Raw genomic sequence first — 16590 nt, forward strand, 5'->3', positions numbered from 1 at the left:
AAACCATCGCCGGTCCTCCGGCGGACAAGAAAACTGTCACCCATGCTATCGGTCCATTCTGTTACCTATCTATCCGGTTCGGACAAAAGCATCTTTCTCCCCGTCACTATACGGGGAGAAATGTCCGGCAAGACAATGAGGGGCGGCGCTACCCCTGGAAGAAATCATCATTTCCCCGCCGGGATCAACCTGAAGTCCGGCAACTCCCGCAGCACCAGTTCGGGTCCAGCCGGCGAATAGACAACGAAGAGCTGCATCGGCCCATCGCCCGTGTTCAGTGTCGAATGGAAACGGCTTTCCGGCACATAGATGGTGCAGCCGGGGCCGACCTTGGCGACGACCGGATTGCCCTCCTCGTCCTCGACCATCTGCTCGCCATTGCCCGAAATAACGAAGATGATCTCTTCCGCGCCGGGATGGTTGTGGCGCGTGTGTCCCTTGCCTGAGGGCAGGTCGACGACACCGCCGGAAAAGCGCTCAGCGCCATTCACTTCAGGCGCCACCGTCAGCGACAGCTTGCCCCAGTCAAAGCCGAAGGCGCTCACGTCCTTCGGGTATACGAATACCTTGCTCTTGTCGGTCATGATCTCATCCCTTCTTTTTCTTCTGGTCGTGCAGCATGACGGCCTTGAAATCCGCCGTCTGCCTGGCGATCGCGGCTTCAGCCGGCAGCCGTTCCATCGAACTCGCGCCATAAAAGCCGTGCAGGCCCTTGCAGCGGTCGAGGATGTAGCGGGCATCATCCGGCATCGAGATCGGCCCGCCATGGCAAAGCAGGATGACATCCTTGCGCACCGAGCGCGCCGCGTTGGCGATGGCGTCGATCTCGACCACGCAGTCGTCGAGCGACTTGGCCGACGTGGCTCCGATCGAGCCGCCGGTCGTCACCCCCATATGGGCAACGACGATGTCGGCGCCGGCTTTTGTCATGGCGCGCGCCTCGTCGGGGTTGAAGACATAGGGCGTGGTCAGAAGATCGAGCTTGTGCGCCTCGGCGATCATGTCGACCTCCAGCCCGAAGCCCATGCCGGTTTCCTCAAAACTCTGGCGCATGCTGCCATCGAACAGGCCGATGGTCGGGAAATTCTGCACGCCTGAAAAGCCCATCGTCTTCAGCTCGGCAAGCAGCAACGGCATGATGACGAAGGGATCGGTGCCGTTGACACCGGCCAGCACCGGCGTCTTTTTGACCACCGGCAGCACCTCATAGGCCATTTCCTTGACGATCTCATTGGCGTTGCCATAGGCGAGCAGGCCGGCAGCCGAGCCGCGCCCGGCCATGCGGTAGCGGCCGGAATTGTAGATGATGATGAGGTCGATGCCGCCGGCTTCCTCGGCCTTGGCCGACAGGCCGGTGCCGGCGCCGCCCCCGACGATGGGCACGCCGTCGGCGATCATCGCCTTGAACTTCTTCAATATGTCTTTGCGCGGTATTGCGGGCATTTGTTGGCTCTCACTATCTGGCGATGTCGAGGAAGGCCGCGGTTGCGGCTTTGGCAAATTCCGGATCGTTGATGTGCAACGGCAGGCGTGTGACGCGGCGCGTGGCGCTCGGCCTAATGGTACGCTCGACGGCATCGAACAGCACGGCGTCGGCTTCGGCGTCGAAGAAGGCGCCGCCCTCGATATCGAGTGCCGAGACACCTTTTTCCGGTATCAGGAAATGTACGGGACCGCCGCAGCTGGAGAGCCGACCGCCGATCCATTCGCCGATGCTGCGGCATTCGTCCGCCGTGGTGCGCATCAGTGTGACGTTGGGATTGTGCTCGTAAAACAGCCGGCCCCTAAACTTCTCGGGAATGGTCGGCGGCGCCCAGAAATTGACCATGTCCAGCGCGCCGACCGAGCCGACATAGGGCAGCCCGGTGCGGGCGATAGCGCCGAAGCGGTCTTCCGTCGCAGGCAGCACGCCGCCGAGCAGCAGGTCGCAGACTTCCGTCGTGGTGATGTCGATGACGCCGGCGAGCAGGCCCGAGTCCGCGAGCTTCTCCATCGAGCGGCCGCCGGTGCCGGTGGCGTGGAAAACCATGCAGTCATAGTTGGCGCGCAACTGATCCGCGATGGCGGTCACGCAAGGCGTGGTGACGCCGAACATGGTGAGCCCGAGTGCCGGCTTGCCGGTGGCAGTCGGCGCCGGCTTTGCGGCCATGCCGGCGATCGCTTGCGCCGCGTTGTGCAGCACCGTGCGGGAGAGCCGGTTCAGTCCCGCCATATCGGTGACCGATGGCATCATGATGATGTCGGAGACGTCGACATAGGCCGCGGTGTCGCCGGAGGCGAGCGTCGAGACCATGATCTTGGGCAGCCCAAGCGGCAGCGCGCGCATGCCGGCAGTGATGATCGACGTGCCGCCACCGCCGCCAATGCCGATCACGCCCGATATGTCGCCGCGCGACCGAATGAAACTTGTGAAAGCGGCGCTCATGCGGGCCACTGCCGTGCCGCGATCATCGATGCCGAGCACGCCACTGGCTCCATCTGGATGATGCGCCGCGACCTCGCTGGCCGGGATATCGACCGGCACCGTGGCACCGCGCGTTCCGATGTCGACGCGGGCAACCGAACTGCCGGTGGCGGCAATAGCATCGGCCAGGAAGGCAAGTTCCTCGCCCTTGGTGTCGGCTGTGCCCACCACGTAGATGCGCTTCATCGCGTTTCTCCCGTCACCGGCCGACCGGCGCCGGACCGCCTGTCGCCCTTTGCCGGCCTTTCGGTGGGCAAAGGTCATTGAAATTTTTTGAGACGCGCGTATCGTATTGACATGGATGTCTCACGTCAACAAGCCGCTGGGAGCGACGACGCCAACGAGGCTGCCGAACGCGGCCCACGAGCCCGCACAAAACGGCTGATGCTGAAGACGGCGACGCGGCTGATGCAGGCGGGCGTCACCCCGTCGGTCAGCGAAGTCGCGGAGGCGGCGCAAGTGTCGCGCGCCACCGCCTATCGCTATTTCCCCAGCCAGGCAGCCCTGGTGCAGGCGGTGGTTGACGAGGGGCTTGGGCCGATCCTGACCTGGCAATCGACGTCCACCGATGCCGGGCGGCGCGTTGCCGAACTGTTCGATACCGCCATGCCGCGCATCGAAGCTTTCGAGGCAACTTTCAAGGCAGCGCTGAAACTGTCGCTCAACCAATGGGCGCAGCGGCAGGCGGGCACGCTGGGCGGCGAGCCGCAATTCACGCGCGGACATCGCGTCCAGCTGCTGAAGGATGCCATCGCACCGCTCAAGGGCCGGCTGCCGCCGCGCGAGTTCAAGCGCCTGGCGCAGGCGCTGTCGATGATGTTCGGCGTCGAAGTGCTGATCGTGCTGAAGGATATTTGGGGGCTCGATAGCCGCGGCATGCGGTCGGTCGCGCAATGGGCGGCGGGCGCCCTTGTGCGCGCCGCGGTGGCGGAATCAACGGCTGAAATCGATGCGGCCCCGACAGCGGCATTGGCGAAATAGCGCCAATCTGGTTCGACCAGATTTGGATGCCCACTATTGACGTTAACCGGGATGGCAGTGCCGATACAAGGCTCTCCTATATCAACGAGTAGGAAAATTAAGGGAAAACAGTCGGATACATGAAGAATCCGGTTATACAAGGTCCGGTGGTGGTCCAAGAAAGAGCTTGACGGCTATCCAAAATTGGTAATACCAGATTAGGAAAGAAAAGGCGGATCGAGAATGACAGCCGCAGTCCATTTCGGCAGGGCGAGGAGAATCATACGGATGGCGCGTGTTCCGTCCGCACGAGGTGGCGCATCGTGACGCAGACGTCGCCTCGCGCCAGTGACGGCAAGGGGATTGCGCTGCGCCTCGATGGGCTCAGCAAGGCCTATGGATCCGTGCGCGCCATCAACGACCTGAGCTTCGCCGTCGACGAAGGCCGCTTCTTCGTACTCTTCGGGCCGAGCTCCGTTGGCAAGACGACGACGCTGCGCACTATCGCCGGCCTCGTCCAGGCCGACTCCGGCACGCTTGAGATCGGCGGCCGCGACATGGCCCATGCGCCGATCGCCGGCCGAGGCATCTCGATGGTCTTCCAGTCTTTCGCGCTTTACCCCCACCTCACGGTCTATGACAATCTCGCCTACCCGCTGCGCGAGGAGAAAGCCGCGCGCGCCGAGATTGACAAGCGGGTGAAAGAGACCGCCGAGATCCTGAAGCTGACACACCGCCTGAAGGCCAAGCCGGCAACCCTGTCCGGCGGAGAGCAGCAGCGCGTCGCGCTCGGCCGCTCCCTGATCCGCCGGCCAAAGATTCTTCTGCTCGATGAGCCGCTCACCAATCTCGACGCCAAGCTTCGGCACGAGACGCGCGCCGAGCTGAAGCGGCTGCACCGCCAGTTCGGCATGACCGTGATCTATGCCACGCCCGACGAGATCGAGGCTCTCTCGATGGGCGAGACGATCGCCGTCATGCGCGATGGGGGCATCGTCCAGATCGGCACGCCAGACGAGCTTTACGAGCAGCCGATCAATACCTATGTCGCCAGCAAGATCGGCTCGCCGCACATGAATCTGTTCACGGCCTCGGTGCGCGCCGACACCAGATCTTTCGACACGCCGCTCGGGACTCTGGTTCCGGCGACGGCGCCAAAGACTGCCGATGCCAACGAGGCCGCGCTGATCGGCATTCGCCCGAGCGACATTCGGCTCGCCGCCAAGGGCGAAGCCGGGGTTGCCTCGAAGGTGCATCTGGTCGAACCGCTCGGCGACATAACGATCGTCTCGGTCGAGGCCGGCGGCGAGATGTTGCGCATGGTGCTGCCGGAAGCGATCGCCGCCAGCATCAGGACCGGCGATTCGGCATCGATCGCCATCGATAACAGGAAAATCCACGTCTTCCGCGCCGCGAGCGGCCAGGCAATGACCTGACTCGAACGGCGAGAAGCAATCCGGTTAACCAAGGGAGGAAACGCGAATGACGGCGATGACCAAACTGAAAGGGCTAGCGACAGCCGCAAGCTTCGCTGCCACACTACTGGTGGGAGGCGTGACCTATGCCTCTGCCGAAGAAGTGACGTTGACGATGGCGGTGCCGGATTGGCCCCCGACCCGCATTATGAAGAAGTTCTTCGACGAGCAGTACAAGCCGAAGTCTGGCAATACTGTGAAGCTCGATGTGGACTTCATTCCGTGGCCGGATTTCTACACCCGCGTCAACGCCTCGTTGACCTCGGGCGAAAAGAAGTACAACTTCATCGTGTCGGACTCGCAGTGGCTGGGCGCCTTCGTCGAAGGCGGCTACTTCCGCAAGATCAACGATCTCATCGATGCCGACCCGGAACTCAAGGCGACGATGGAGTCGATGCATCCCGCCGTGCTCAACGCCTACTCGACCTATCCCAACAGCACGCCGAACTACTACGGCTTCCCGCAGTTCCCGGACGTGCTGGTCACCTACGGCCGCAAGGACGTGCTCTGCAACAACGACGAGCAGGCCGCCTACAAGGCGAAGTACAATGAGAAGCTGCCCTGCACCGGCGAAGAAATCGACGCCATGGACTGGAACACGTTCGAGCATGTTGGCGAATTCTTCCAGCGCAAGAAGGGCGACAAGCTCGCCGGCCAGGTGCTGGATGACGATTTCTATGGCATCGCCTATCAGGCAGGCAAAGGCTACGACTTCTCGACGAGCTCGGTCCACACGTTCGTCTGGGAGCATGGCGGCGGCATCTGGGATGAAACCAAGGCCCCGACCGGACATGCCGAAGGCGTCGTAAACTCCCCGAAGTCCATCGAGGGCATGGAGCATTTCCTCAAATTGCTGAAGTTCATGCCGCCGGTGGTCAAGACCGGCACCATGGACATCTTCGTCTCGGACCAGTTGTTCCGTGAAGGCAAGGTGGCCATGAACATCGACTGGATCGGTCTCGCCGAAGCCTCGCTCGATCCCAAGACGTCGAAGGTTGCCGACAAGCTGGTGTTCGGATTGGCGCCAGGCCTGCGCGGTGCCGACGGCAAGGTGAATCGTACGTCACAGATCGGCGGACAGCCTTTCGTTCTCACCACCTGGACGACGCCTGAGCAAATCAAGGAAGCGGTTGGCTTCGTGAAGTGGTGGCTCTCGCCTGATATCCAGCACCAGTTCGCCGCCGGCGGCGGCCAGTCCGCGATCAAGTCGGTCTACAGCGATCCGAAGTATGTGACCTATCGTCCGTGGGACCGCGCCTGGGCGAACTCGCTCGACTGGCAGAAGGACATGTGGCACGTGCCGCAGTTCTTCGAACTGCTCACCCAGCAGCAGGACCAGTACGACCTAGCCATCACTGGCAAGCAGGACGCCAAGACCACCTTGGATAACATCGCCAAGTTCCAGGAGGACCTCCTGAAGAACGATGGTCTTATCCAGTAACCTTCCGACATAGCTGCGGGGAGCGGGCAAAAGCCGCTCCCCGTCATTGCCACTTCAGGCGCTCCATATTTCGGACTCCCATGACCGCTGTTTCAAGCACGCTGCTGACACCACGCCTTACCGCGGTTGTTGCCCACAACTGGAAACTCGCCATCGCTGTCGCTGTCGTCGTGTCGGCCATATCAATGGCGGGCTTGCCTGCGGCTGTCTCCTTCTGGGTGGTGGGCGCCGCGGTGGCGTTGGTCGCGGCCGCATTTACCGTCAACGCGTATCGCCGCCACTACTTCGGCGCCTTGCTGGTCGCTCCGGCAATCGCCGTTCTGTTTGTGATGAATATCTTCCCCCTGCTGTGGTCGCTGGGCCTTTCGTTCTTCGCCTACCAGGCAAACCAGCAGACGATCCGCTTCGTCGGACTCGGGAACTACATCCGGATCCTTACCAACGATCTCGCTGCTCACGCGACTTGGGGCGCGCTGATCAATACCGCCATGTTCGTCGTGTTCACCGTCTCCGCGCAGATGATCGTCGGCTTTCTGCTGGCCATCCTGTTCGCCAAGCAATTTCCGCTGCGCAAGTATTTGTTGATCCTGGTGCTGACACCGATGATGCTTTCGGTTGTCGCCTCTGGCGTGTTCTTCACCTACTACTATGACCCGACATTCGGGATTCTCAGCTACGTCATCAATTCCATCTCCGGCAACCAGTTCATCCTGATGAGCAACAAAGTCGGTGCCGTGGCGGGAATCGTTTTCGCCGACGCATGGATGTGGTCGCCCTTCGTCATGCTCCTTGTGCTGGCGGGCCTCGTCTCGGTGCCGAAATACCTTTACGAGGCCGCTGCCATCGACCGTATTTCCAGCTGGCGGCAATTCTGGATGATCACCTTCCCCTACATCCGCGGCCTTCTGATGTTGGCCCTTCTCTTCCGCACCATCGAGGCATTCAAGCTGGCGGATCTCGTCATCCTCCTCACCAAGGGCGGCAACGACACGCTGACGATCTCCTATCACTTGATCCGCATCGCCAACGAGCAGAACAAGACGAGTGAGGGCGCGTCGATCTCCTATCTGATGCTGTTCATGGTGATCGTTCTCACCAACCTCTACCTGTACCTCGCAAACCGCCGTACGCAGGGAGCCTAACCCGTGACCGAATCGATATTGGGAAAGCTCGGCTTCCGCAGGGCCAGCGGAGTAGACGAGGCCGGCTGGGGGCGGACGCTCGCCGTGGCCGTCGTCGCCTTTATCTATTTTCTGCCGGTGCTGTTCATCATATTCACCGCCTTCAAACCGCAGGGCGACGCGCTTCTGGTGCCTCCGACGCTGTCGCCCACGTCGCTGTTCGGCTTGATTCCGGATCATTTTGTGTTCAAGCCCACGCTCGAAAATTTTGGGTCCGTCTTTTCTCGCTCGATGACGTCGGGCGGTGCCCCGGAAGCGACAGGATTCGACCGTTATTTCTTCAACTCGATCTTCATCGCCTCGGCTTCGGTGCTGCTGGCGCTGGTCATCGGCACCCTGGCGGCCTTCGGCTTCTCGCGCTATCCGCTGAAAGGCAATGACACCTACCTGTTCATCATCCTGACCACGCGCATGCTGCCGGCGATTGTGGTGATCATTCCGGTGATCCTGATGTTCCGCGTAGTGGGCCTGTCGGGCTCGTATCTCGGCATCATCATGCTCTACACCGCCTTCAACCTGGCCTTCACCATCTGGATGATGAAGAGCTTCTTCGATGAATTGTCGCCAGACGTCGAGGATGCCGCCCGCCTCGACGGATCGTCCGGAATGCGGGTGTTCTTCAAGATTTGCCTGCCCCAGGTCATTGCCGGGCTCGCCGCCACGTTCGTGTTCGGCCTGATCCTCACCTGGAACGAGTTCCTCTTCGCCCTCTTGCTCTCGGGGCCCGACACGAGGACGGTCCCGGTCGCCATGAACCAGGCCGTGTCGTCGGGTGGACGCGGCACCGACTGGACTTTGCTTGCCGCCATCGAAACCCTGTTCCTCGTCCCAGTCTTCCTGGTCACCTTCTTCTTGCAAAACCATCTGTTGCGCGGTGTTACCTTCGGCACGGTGAAGCGCTGAGATGTCAACCATCGAACTCCGCAAAGTCACCAAGCGCTTCGGCTCCTTCACCGCGGTCAAGGACGTTGACCTGTCGGTGGCCGCCGGTGAGGTCGTCTGCCTTCTCGGCCCGTCCGGCTGTGGCAAGACGACGACCTTACGCGTCATCGCCGGGCTGGAAAGCGTCACTGACGGCGAGGTCGTCGTCGCCGGCAAGGTGATGAACAAACTGCCGCCCGAAAAGCGCGACATCGCCATGGTGTTCCAGTTCTACGCGCTCTACCCGTCGGCATCGATCGCCGAGAACATCGCCTTCCCGCTCTATCATGACGGCATTTCCGGGGCTGAGCGGACTGCCCGCGTCAACCGCGTCGCCGCGATCCTTCACTTGGAGCACGTTCTCGACCGGCTGCCGAACCAGATATCCGAGGGCGAAAAGCAGCGCGCCGCCATGGCCCGCGCCATCGTCCGCGACCCCAATTGCTTCCTCTTCGACGAGCCCTTGTCGCGTCTCGATGTCGAACTGCGCCAAACCATGCGTGGCCAGATCAAGGAAGTGCTGCAGGGCCTCTCCAAAGCGACCGTGATCGTGACCCATGACCAGCTCGAAGCGCTCACCATGGCCAACCGCATCGCCATCATGAAGGACGGCCTGATCGAGCAAGTCGGCTCACCGCACGAGGTATTTGCCAAGCCCGCCAATGCTTTCGTGGCGAGCTTCATCGGCACGCCGCAGATGAATCTTCTCGAGGCCGACCTCAAGGCCTTCGCCGATGGCACGGCGGACATGACCGTGGCCGGCATTAGTCTGGCGATCCGCACGGACGCGGCGGTCGCGCGCCTGCAGCCCGGCAAGGTGACGATCGGTGTCCGCCCCCGTGCTTTCACCGTGACCGATACGGGGGACCGTGGCACCATCTCCGCCAGAGCCGAGCTCATCGAGCCCATGGGCGCCGAAACCCTTATTCATGCCCGCACGGCGGCAGGCGCCGACATCCGCGTCGTGGTGACGAGAAGCCAGTGGGTCAAGGTCGGCGAGGCGCTGAATCTACGCCCCGATCCCAGGCAAACCCATGTCTTCGATGGCGCCGGAAAGGCGGTGCGGTCATGAGCGACAGTTCTTCCGGCATGAGCCGCGCCGGCGCGTTCCGCCTCGAGCTCTTCATCATTGGCCTCGGCGTCTTGGCGCTGGTGCTGATCTTTCAACCCTTTTCCATCGGCCTGTACGCGGTCGGCAGCGGTCTCGTGGTGCTTGCCGGGCTCATCAACAACCTGCTGCCGTTGGCCCAGCCGGGCGTCAAGGCGCGCAGTGTGGTGACCGTAGCGCTGGTCGTGGCGCTGGTCTTCTGCATTGCGCTGCTGGTATCGATCACGGCGGCGCATCTCTACGGCGTCTTCTTCCTCAATCCACCGGACCCCAACACTCTCGCCGGCAAGGCGCAGCTCGCCACGCCGCCTTTCTACAAGCAGGCTTTCGTGTGGGAAATCGCCGCCGCGGCGGTGATTCTCGCGCTGATCGTCACCGCTCTCAACAAGACAGCGCGATGATCAGCAGCTGACGCTATCCGGCAGGTCGCGCTCGCGCCCGTCCGCGACGGTCGGTGTGCGTCGCCCTCTCAACTCTCACGCTGTCATCCTCCGGCTTGACCGGAGGACCCGACGCCGAGATCAAGGATCGTGTCGACCGCGCCGCCAAAACACTCAGGATCGAACATCTGCTCGACCGCAAGACCGATCGTCTGTCCGGCGGCGAGATGCAGCGCGTTTCGATCGGCCGCGCCATCGTGCGCAAGCCGCGCGTGTTCCTGATGGACGAACCGCTGTCGGCGCTCGACGCCAAACTGCGCGAGGCGCTGCGCACGGAACTGAAGAACCTGCAGATCCAGCTTGGCGCCACCTTCCTGTTCGTCACCCACGACCAGATCAAGGCGATGTCGATGGGCGACAAGGTGGGCGTGCTCAACCATGGCCGCATCATCCAGACCGGCACGCCGCACGAGATCTATAACAATCCGCGCGATACCTATGTGGCCAGCTTCGTCGGCTCGCCGCCGATGAACCTGATCGATGGCAAGCTGGTCAACGGCCGCGCGGTGATGGCGCCGCTAAATTTCGAACTGCCTTTCTCTGGGGGTGCCAAGGCGGGCGGTGCGACCGACGGTCGCCCGCTCGTCTTCGGTATTCGACCTGAGGATGTGTATCTTGAAAGCGGTGCGCCGGTCGAGGCACGCGTCCACGATGTCGAGAACCATGGCGTGGAAAAGATCCTGACTCTGCGGGTCGGCGACACGACGCTGCGCGCCACGGTGCCGGCCAGAACCGATGTCCAGATCGAGCAGCCGGTGCGCTTTGCCTGGAATCAGGACAAGGTGGTGCTGTTCGACAAGGGCAGCGGCGTGAGCTTGCGGCACGCCAGCTAGTTGCGGTCGAACGACGGCGCCGCCTGACTATTTCTGGAAGTAGGTCTCGTAAGGCGTATCGTTGATCAGCAGGATCACGCACTCCGTCTCTGAGAGGCAGGCGTCGTCGTGCATCTCGTTGGCCTTCTGGGTCCAGTAGGATCCCGGCGGCAATTCGACCTTCGTCGCTTCGCCGCCGTCCATTTGCCAATGCGCCCACAGTCCCTTGATGACCACCGCGCGATAGTCGGCGGTGTGCGCATGAACCGGCGCGCGCCAGTTGCCGGGAACTTTCAGCAAGGTGCCCGCCGGGCCTTTGGCCCGGTCACCCCACAACGGGCCAAGGCGATGCGGCTGGTCTGGCACTTCGGCGACATAGGGGATCTTGTCGGCCGGGAGATAGCTGTCCTCGAGGGCAAAGGCGCGAGCGGGAAAGACGCAAGAAACGGCGAGCGCCAGAAACGCGCTGTCTTCGGCGGCCTGGTGGTCGACAATGCCGGTGTGGCCAGCGCCTTCGCCTATTGTGGCGCTGCGACCTTGCTGGCGGCGATCGTTGTGTTCGCGCGCGGCCCTAAGCGCGTCGAATAGCCGATAGCCATCCTTGGCTGAAGCAGCGGGCCCGAGAACTATCAAGGTTTTCGGGGCGTTGCTTTTGTGGTGAGAGGCCACCGTAGGGTCAGACCGCGCGGCCGTCGAAGTCGAAGACCGGCAGGCCGGTGGGATCGAAATCGGCGACGCAGTTGAGGTTGATGTAGGCGCTGCGTTCGCTGCCCTGACTGACATCCTCGGCAAAGGGATGGATGCCGCAGGTGCGGCAGAAGCGATGCGCCATTGCATGATTGCCGAATGTGTAGGTGCCGAGATCGTCGCCCCACGCCAGCACCGTCAGGCTGTCATGCGGGATGGCGGCCAACAGCGCGCCCTTGCGCGAGCAGATCGAACAATTGCACCGCACGGCGCCGGTCAGCTGCGCCTTGAATTCGAACGCAACCTTGCCGCAGTGGCAGCTGCCTTTGTACAGCATCAGTCCCTTCCTATCGCTGGCAGGTGCAAAGGCACGCTGTCCGGGCTATTCCTTCCGCTGACCTAGCGGCCCATATGCCTTAAAGACGCTCCACCTTGACGGAATCCGACATCGACATGCAATCAATCCGCGATCGTCTCGAGATCATCCTGTCACGTCTTGCCAGTTGCGCGGCAGGCGAGAAGGTGTTCACCAAACTCTATGCCGAGGCGGCGCGCGCAGCGGCCGAGGCCACCGATGCGCGCAAGAAGGCCGGCGTATCGCTCGGGCCGCTTGACGGCACCATCGTGTCGATCAAGGATCTGTTCGATGTCGCCGGCGAGCCGACCACGGCCGGGTCGCTGATGCTGAGGGACACCGCGCCCCGTCGGCACGACGCTGCGGTCGTCAGCCGTCTGCGCCAGGCCGGCGCCGTCATCATCGGCAAGACCAACATGACCGAATTCGCCTTCACCGCTATCGGCGACAACATGCACTACGGCACACCGGGCAATGCCGCCGACACCAGCCGCATTCCAGGCGGTTCGTCGTCGGGCGCCGCCGTGTCCGTTGGCGAGGGGACGAGCGACATTTCCATCGGCTCCGACACCGGCGGTTCGGTGCGCATCCCGGCATCGCTGAACGGCGTCGTCGGTTTCAAGCCGACGGCGCGGCGCGTGCCGCTGACTGGTGCCTATCCCCTTTCCGCGACGCTGGATTCGATCGGGCCGCTGGCGCTGAGTGTTGCTGCGTGTGCCCTGGCTGACGCCGCGATGACGGGCGAGCAGATGCCGCAACTGCACCTGCCGTTAGCGCTTGCCGGGCTTCGTGTCGGCATTCCGCGCGGCCTGCTTTTCGAAGACACGGAAACGGAGATTGCCGCCGCGTTCGATCGCAGCCTTGCCGGGATCGAGCAGGCAGGCGCGTGGCTCACGGACATTTCGATCGACGACCTCATTGCCGATCTGCGCCTGGCCACCAAACGCGGCTCGATCGCGGCCATGGAAGGTTCTGAAATCCATGCCGACTGGCTGGCGACGGGCGCATCGGTGCCGGTCGATCCCCATGTCAGCGGGCTGCTGTCGCGGGCGGCGGCCATACCGACGCCGGTTTATATCAGGGCAATGCGTCGTCGCGCGGCACTGTGCATAGCCATGGACGAGCGGTTGGGTTCGGTCGATGTGCTAGCTCTGCCGACCACGCCGGTGACAGCGCCGACTATCGTTTCGATGGCCGAGGATACGGCTCTGCGTGAACGCACCGAAGGTCTGCTGCTGCGCAATACCCAGGTCGCCAACCAGTTCGACCTCTGCGCGATCTCGCTGCCGATGCCCGGCATGACGCTGCCGGCCGGACTGATGCTGGTGGCGCGCAATGGCCACGACCACCATCTGCTGCGCATCGCGGCTGAAGTCGAGCGGCTGCTCCGATAGGCAGCGAGCCGTAGGTCGGCAGTCAACGTGCCGCGCAGCGCTTGCGCTCGCTTTTCTTGGAGGAGCGTTCGATTTTGGTAACGACCAGCATCGGCGGATCGTTCGGCTGGCCGCGATGCTGGATCGATCCTCGGACGACGAGTTTTCCAGCATAAAGCTTGTCGGAGAGGTCAGGTGCCGATCTGTCCAGCGGCGGCAATTCCGTAGTGTTGAGCTCCACGCCTTTAACGACATTGCCGGTGGTCAGATCCAGCGCATTGCCTGACGGGCAGGGCGCCATCATGCAGACGATCCCATTGCTGCAATAGACATAATCGCTGCTTTGTGCCGCCGCGAGCGAAGGTAAGGCCACGATCGACGACACTGCGAGAACCAGAGATGCGAAGCGAAAACCGGACATGGTTCACGCGTCCGCCGGGAACCGTCTGCGGTAATGCTCGACCACGTCGGGATTGCGCAGATTGACAGGCAGCCGGTTGGCCAGCACCAGCAAGGTCTCGCCGGCCGCGCCCACGCCCATGCGCATCATCGATTGCTCGGTAATCCCCGCCATATGCGGGGTGACGATAACATTGTCGAAACCGAAATAGGGATGGTTTGCCGGCAGCGGCTGCGTGGCAAAGACGTCGAGTGCGGCGCCGCCGATCCGGTCTTGGCGCAAGGCCTCGATCAGCGCCTCGTCGTCGATCACCGGTCCGCGCGAAATGTTGATCAAAAGCGCGTCCGGCTTCATGCGGGCAATGCGTTCGCGGCTGATCAGGCCGCGCGTTTCCGGCGTCAGCGGGCAGCAGAGCACGATGATGTCGCTCTGTTCGATCAGCGCATCGATCGACAGGAAGCCGATCCTGTCGGGTGCCGGCTGCATGCTGCGGGTCGTCGCCACGACGTCGAGGCCGAAGCCGTGCGCGGCGATATGGGCGACCGCCTGACCGATGGCGCCGAAGCCGATGATGCCGATGGTCTTGCCGGCAAGCTCGCTGGCATGGCTGGCGTGGTCGCGGCCGGCATTCCAGCCCTTGGCGCGCAAGTCGCGGTCGACCGAACGGAAGCGCCGAAGCAGGGCAAGGGCCGCGAACATCACATATTCAGCGACCGAACGCGCATTGACCGCCGGCACGTTGGCGACCAGCACGCCGGCCACGGCCGCGGCCTCCATGGGCACCATGTCGAGCCCGGCACCGTGGCGGACCGCTGCTCTGAGTTTCGTGGCGTTTTCGAACAGCGACGGCGGCAGCGGTGCGCGAACGATGATGACGTCGGCATGCTTCGCCTCGGCGGTCAGCGTTGCCGCATCGAGCGCTGAGGCGACGACGAGTTCACCGGCGCCCGCCAGCATTGCGGAGGCACGCGGATGCAGCGTGTGCGTCGACAGGATTCTGGGCATGGGGCTCTCGTGTTTGTCGCAAGCGAAAGCGCTGCGCGCTTTCCCGGGAAAACCGTTTCACACTTTTCCTGGAATTGCTCTAGGCTTTCTCAAATGCCAGGCTTTGCGCTTGCGCCTCGCGGCCCTCGATGATCCCCTTCCAGTAGCTTTCCGCGCCTTGCAGGTGGGCGCTCATCAGCGCCTGGGCGAGATTGCCGTCGCGACGCAGCAGCGCCTCGTAGATCTGGATATGCTCGGCATGCGAGCGCACTGAGCGCTCGGGATCGTTGAAGTAGATCGGCAGCCGCTGCTCGCCCATCAGGTAATAGACGCTGCAGATATTGTGGAAGACGCCGTTCTTGGTCGCCCGCACGATTTCGAGGTGGAATTCGCGGTCTTCCTTGGCGAGGCCTTCGCCGGCGGCGATGCACTCCTCCGAGGCTTTCAGGATCTCCCGCAGGCGTTCGAAATTCTCTTCGGTGGCACGCGAACAGGCAAGTTCGGCGGCCTTGATCTCGTGGATCTTGCGCAGTTCGACGGTCTCGTAGATCTGCACCGGATCGAGCGGCAGGCCCGCGCGGGCGAAAAGAGCCAAGGCTTCTACACTGGCCTGCCTGGTGTCGACATAGATGCCGGATTTGGCGCGGCGCTCGACGATGCGCATGGCCTCCAGAATGGCCAGCGCCTCGCGGATCTGGCCGCGGCTGACACCGAAATGCTCCGCCAGCTCGCGCTCCGAGGGCGTGCGGCCGCTCTCCTTGTCCGAATGGGCGAACAGATAGGCGGCGAGTTCGGCGAGAAGGTTCTTTTCTTTCATCGTCAACCGCGTTGCGCGTGCGCCTCCAGGAACCGCTCCGAAATGGTGAATCCCAGACCCGGCTTTTCAGGGATCGCTATCATACCGTCCCTTGCTTCGACAGTCTCTTCGATAAGATCGTGGATCATGGGGTTGGCGCCGAGCGAATATTCGACGGTAAAACTGGCAGGCGAGGCCGCACAAACATGCAGGCCGGCGAAGAAGCATGGCGCGCCGGCCCACAGATGCGGGGCAAAGCGCAGATTGAAGGCACTGGCGATGGTGCCGATCTTCATCGCCTCGCTGATACCGCCGCAAAAGGCCGGATCCGGCTGGAAGATGTCGGCGGATTTCAGCACCGCGAGATCGCGGAAAGCGTAGCGCGTCGCTTCGCTTTCGCCGGTGGCGATCGGGATCGAGCCCGAGGCGCGCACCTCGGCCATACCAGCCTTGTCGTCGGCGATAACAGGCTCCTCGAACCAGGCGAGGTCGAGATCGCTGGCCAGGCTGATGAAGCGCTTGGCCTCGGCCACCGTATAGGTGCCGTGCGCGTCGACCATCAACTCGACGTCAGGACCGAGCGCCTGCCGTGCGGCGCGGACGCGGGCGGCGGAAATGTGCGGGGCGCCGTCCATGGCGCCGACGCGCATCTTCAGCGCCCTGAAGCCGCCTTTGGCGATGTAGGATTTGAGCTGCTCGCCGATAGCCTCGGCGGCAGCCCAGCCGCCGGAGGCGTAGGCCGGCATGCGGTCGAGCTTGCGGCCGCCGATGAGCCGCCACACCGGCTGTCCCAACGACTTCCCCAGAATATCCCAGAGCGCGATATCGACGGCGCTGATTGCCGCAATGCTCATGCCGCGCCGCGCCAGCTGCGGCATGGCATGGCCGGCGCGCGCGGCACTGTCATGGCGCACGCCGTTGTAGAGCATCTCCCAGATCATGCCGATGTCGGCGGGGTCGCGGCCGATCAGCTGCGGCCCGACCTCGTGATTCAGCATGTAGACCAGCGCACCATAGCTGCCGGCGCTGCCGGCGGCGTTCTTGCCCTCGCCCCAGCCGATCAGCCCGTCGTCAGTCTCAATGCGCAGGATGGCGGCGTCGAACGTCGTCACCTGGCCAAAGTCGCTGCGATGCTGCTTCGCGGCCTCAATCGGCACGCGGACCCACCACGCCTGGACCGTTTTGATGCGCAT

The 16590-nt window shown here is 63.0% G+C and carries 18 protein-coding genes; 9 read left to right on the plus strand and 9 right to left on the minus strand.

Going from position 1 to position 16590, the window contains the following annotated elements:
• Positions 1-167 precede the first annotated feature (167 nt).
• Genes NKJ78_RS24515 through NKJ78_RS24525 form a run of 3 tightly spaced genes read right to left on the minus strand, consistent with a single transcriptional unit; the run spans position 168 to position 2650 of the window.
• Positions 168-584 carry a cupin domain-containing protein gene (locus NKJ78_RS24515; RefSeq protein WP_023669853.1) on the minus strand — a complete coding sequence of 139 codons (417 nt, stop codon included), beginning with the start codon at positions 582-584 and terminating at the stop codon, positions 168-170.
• 4 nt (positions 585-588) lie between these two features.
• Positions 589-1443, minus strand: a complete 855-nt coding sequence (locus NKJ78_RS24520; protein WP_023669852.1) for a phosphoenolpyruvate hydrolase family protein — start codon at positions 1441-1443, stop codon at positions 589-591.
• Between the two features lie 13 nt (positions 1444-1456).
• The gene (locus NKJ78_RS24525) at positions 1457-2650 is read right to left on the minus strand and encodes a Tm-1-like ATP-binding domain-containing protein (protein WP_023740792.1); all 1194 of its coding nucleotides are present in this window, start codon (positions 2648-2650) and stop codon (positions 1457-1459) included.
• A gap of 111 nt (positions 2651-2761) precedes the next feature.
• Between NKJ78_RS24525 and NKJ78_RS24530 the strand changes: the two genes are divergently transcribed.
• The 8 genes from NKJ78_RS24530 (at position 2762) to NKJ78_RS24565 (ending at position 10823) form a co-directional block, all read left to right on the plus strand.
• The gene (locus tag NKJ78_RS24530) at positions 2762-3445 is read left to right on the plus strand and encodes a TetR/AcrR family transcriptional regulator (RefSeq protein ID WP_023740793.1); all 684 of its coding nucleotides are present in this window, start codon (positions 2762-2764) and stop codon (positions 3443-3445) included.
• Positions 3446-3747: 302 nt separating this feature from the next.
• A complete protein-coding gene (locus NKJ78_RS24535; protein WP_031205525.1) occupies positions 3748-4860 on the plus strand; it encodes an ABC transporter ATP-binding protein in 1113 nt (370 codons plus the stop codon).
• 46 nt (positions 4861-4906) lie between these two features.
• Positions 4907-6340, plus strand: coding sequence for an ABC transporter substrate-binding protein (locus tag NKJ78_RS24540; protein ID WP_023728574.1), 1434 nt, complete (start codon positions 4907-4909; stop codon positions 6338-6340).
• Positions 6341-6420: 80 nt separating this feature from the next.
• Entirely contained in the window at positions 6421-7482 is a 1062-nt protein-coding gene (locus NKJ78_RS24545; RefSeq protein ID WP_023835039.1) for a carbohydrate ABC transporter permease, read from the plus strand.
• A gap of 3 nt (positions 7483-7485) precedes the next feature.
• Positions 7486-8424, plus strand: a complete 939-nt coding sequence (locus NKJ78_RS24550; RefSeq protein WP_023728572.1) for a carbohydrate ABC transporter permease — start codon at positions 7486-7488, stop codon at positions 8422-8424.
• A gap of 1 nt (position 8425) precedes the next feature.
• The gene (locus NKJ78_RS24555; RefSeq protein ID WP_023733630.1) at positions 8426-9514 is read left to right on the plus strand and encodes an ABC transporter ATP-binding protein; all 1089 of its coding nucleotides are present in this window, start codon (positions 8426-8428) and stop codon (positions 9512-9514) included.
• Positions 9511-9951, plus strand: a complete 441-nt coding sequence (locus NKJ78_RS24560) for a hypothetical protein (protein WP_031205526.1) — start codon at positions 9511-9513, stop codon at positions 9949-9951. Before NKJ78_RS24555 ends, NKJ78_RS24560 begins: the two co-directional genes overlap by 4 nt.
• A gap of 80 nt (positions 9952-10031) precedes the next feature.
• A complete protein-coding gene (locus NKJ78_RS24565; protein ID WP_348524262.1) occupies positions 10032-10823 on the plus strand; it encodes an ABC transporter ATP-binding protein in 792 nt (263 codons plus the stop codon).
• 27 nt (positions 10824-10850) lie between these two features.
• Here NKJ78_RS24565 and NKJ78_RS24570 read toward each other — a convergent pair whose 3' ends face one another.
• Positions 10851-11261: a DUF4437 domain-containing protein gene (locus NKJ78_RS24570; RefSeq protein ID WP_027048960.1), complete on the minus strand. Its 411-nt coding sequence runs from the start codon at positions 11259-11261 to the stop codon at positions 10851-10853.
• Positions 11262-11478: 217 nt separating this feature from the next.
• Positions 11479-11826 carry a GFA family protein gene (locus NKJ78_RS24575; protein ID WP_023669842.1) on the minus strand — a complete coding sequence of 116 codons (348 nt, stop codon included), beginning with the start codon at positions 11824-11826 and terminating at the stop codon, positions 11479-11481.
• A gap of 116 nt (positions 11827-11942) precedes the next feature.
• Between NKJ78_RS24575 and NKJ78_RS24580 the strand changes: the two genes are divergently transcribed.
• Positions 11943-13238, plus strand: coding sequence for an amidase (locus tag NKJ78_RS24580; RefSeq protein WP_023737510.1), 1296 nt, complete (start codon positions 11943-11945; stop codon positions 13236-13238).
• Between the two features lie 22 nt (positions 13239-13260).
• Here the strand turns inward: NKJ78_RS24580 and NKJ78_RS24585 are convergent, their stop codons facing one another.
• The 4 genes from NKJ78_RS24585 to NKJ78_RS24600 all read right to left on the minus strand — a co-directional run bounded on the left by NKJ78_RS24585 (position 13261) and on the right by NKJ78_RS24600 (position 16590).
• Positions 13261-13638: a hypothetical protein gene (locus NKJ78_RS24585; protein WP_023692018.1), complete on the minus strand. Its 378-nt coding sequence runs from the start codon at positions 13636-13638 to the stop codon at positions 13261-13263.
• A gap of 3 nt (positions 13639-13641) precedes the next feature.
• Positions 13642-14622, minus strand: coding sequence for an NAD(P)-dependent oxidoreductase (locus NKJ78_RS24590; protein WP_023737511.1), 981 nt, complete (start codon positions 14620-14622; stop codon positions 13642-13644).
• 79 nt (positions 14623-14701) lie between these two features.
• A complete protein-coding gene (locus tag NKJ78_RS24595) occupies positions 14702-15418 on the minus strand; it encodes a FadR/GntR family transcriptional regulator (protein ID WP_023683008.1) in 717 nt (238 codons plus the stop codon).
• A gap of 2 nt (positions 15419-15420) precedes the next feature.
• Positions 15421-16590 carry a mandelate racemase/muconate lactonizing enzyme family protein gene (locus NKJ78_RS24600; RefSeq protein WP_023700157.1) on the minus strand — a complete coding sequence of 390 codons (1170 nt, stop codon included), beginning with the start codon at positions 16588-16590 and terminating at the stop codon, positions 15421-15423.

It is taken from the genome of Mesorhizobium sp. M0037 (genome assembly GCF_040323635.1).
Lineage (GTDB): Bacteria > Pseudomonadota > Alphaproteobacteria > Rhizobiales > Rhizobiaceae > Mesorhizobium.

Excerpts from the sequence above, each read along its gene's own strand:
- NKJ78_RS24580 (WP_023737510.1), top strand. The coding sequence starts at position 11,943 with ATGCAATCAATCCGCGATCGTCTCGAGATCATCCTGTCACGTCTTGCC.
- NKJ78_RS24555 (WP_023733630.1), top strand. The coding sequence starts at position 8,426 with ATGTCAACCATCGAACTCCGCAAAGTCACCAAGCGCTTCGGCTCCTTC.
- NKJ78_RS24595 (WP_023683008.1), bottom strand. The coding sequence starts at position 15,418 with ATGAAAGAAAAGAACCTTCTCGCCGAACTCGCCGCCTATCTGTTCGCC.
- NKJ78_RS24515 (WP_023669853.1), bottom strand. The coding sequence starts at position 584 with ATGACCGACAAGAGCAAGGTATTCGTATACCCGAAGGACGTGAGCGCC.
- NKJ78_RS24590 (WP_023737511.1), bottom strand. The coding sequence starts at position 14,622 with ATGCCCAGAATCCTGTCGACGCACACGCTGCATCCGCGTGCCTCCGCA.
- NKJ78_RS24575 (WP_023669842.1), bottom strand. The coding sequence starts at position 11,826 with ATGCTGTACAAAGGCAGCTGCCACTGCGGCAAGGTTGCGTTCGAATTC.
- NKJ78_RS24600 (WP_023700157.1), bottom strand. The coding sequence starts at position 16,590 with ATGCGCATCAAAACGGTCCAGGCGTGGTGGGTCCGCGTGCCGATTGAG.
- NKJ78_RS24520 (WP_023669852.1), bottom strand. The coding sequence starts at position 1,443 with ATGCCCGCAATACCGCGCAAAGACATATTGAAGAAGTTCAAGGCGATG.
- NKJ78_RS24545 (WP_023835039.1), top strand. The coding sequence starts at position 6,421 with ATGACCGCTGTTTCAAGCACGCTGCTGACACCACGCCTTACCGCGGTT.
- NKJ78_RS24540 (WP_023728574.1), top strand. The coding sequence starts at position 4,907 with ATGACGGCGATGACCAAACTGAAAGGGCTAGCGACAGCCGCAAGCTTC.
- NKJ78_RS24525 (WP_023740792.1), bottom strand. The coding sequence starts at position 2,650 with ATGAAGCGCATCTACGTGGTGGGCACAGCCGACACCAAGGGCGAGGAA.
- NKJ78_RS24530 (WP_023740793.1), top strand. The coding sequence starts at position 2,762 with ATGGATGTCTCACGTCAACAAGCCGCTGGGAGCGACGACGCCAACGAG.
- NKJ78_RS24560 (WP_031205526.1), top strand. The coding sequence starts at position 9,511 with ATGAGCGACAGTTCTTCCGGCATGAGCCGCGCCGGCGCGTTCCGCCTC.
- NKJ78_RS24585 (WP_023692018.1), bottom strand. The coding sequence starts at position 13,638 with ATGTCCGGTTTTCGCTTCGCATCTCTGGTTCTCGCAGTGTCGTCGATC.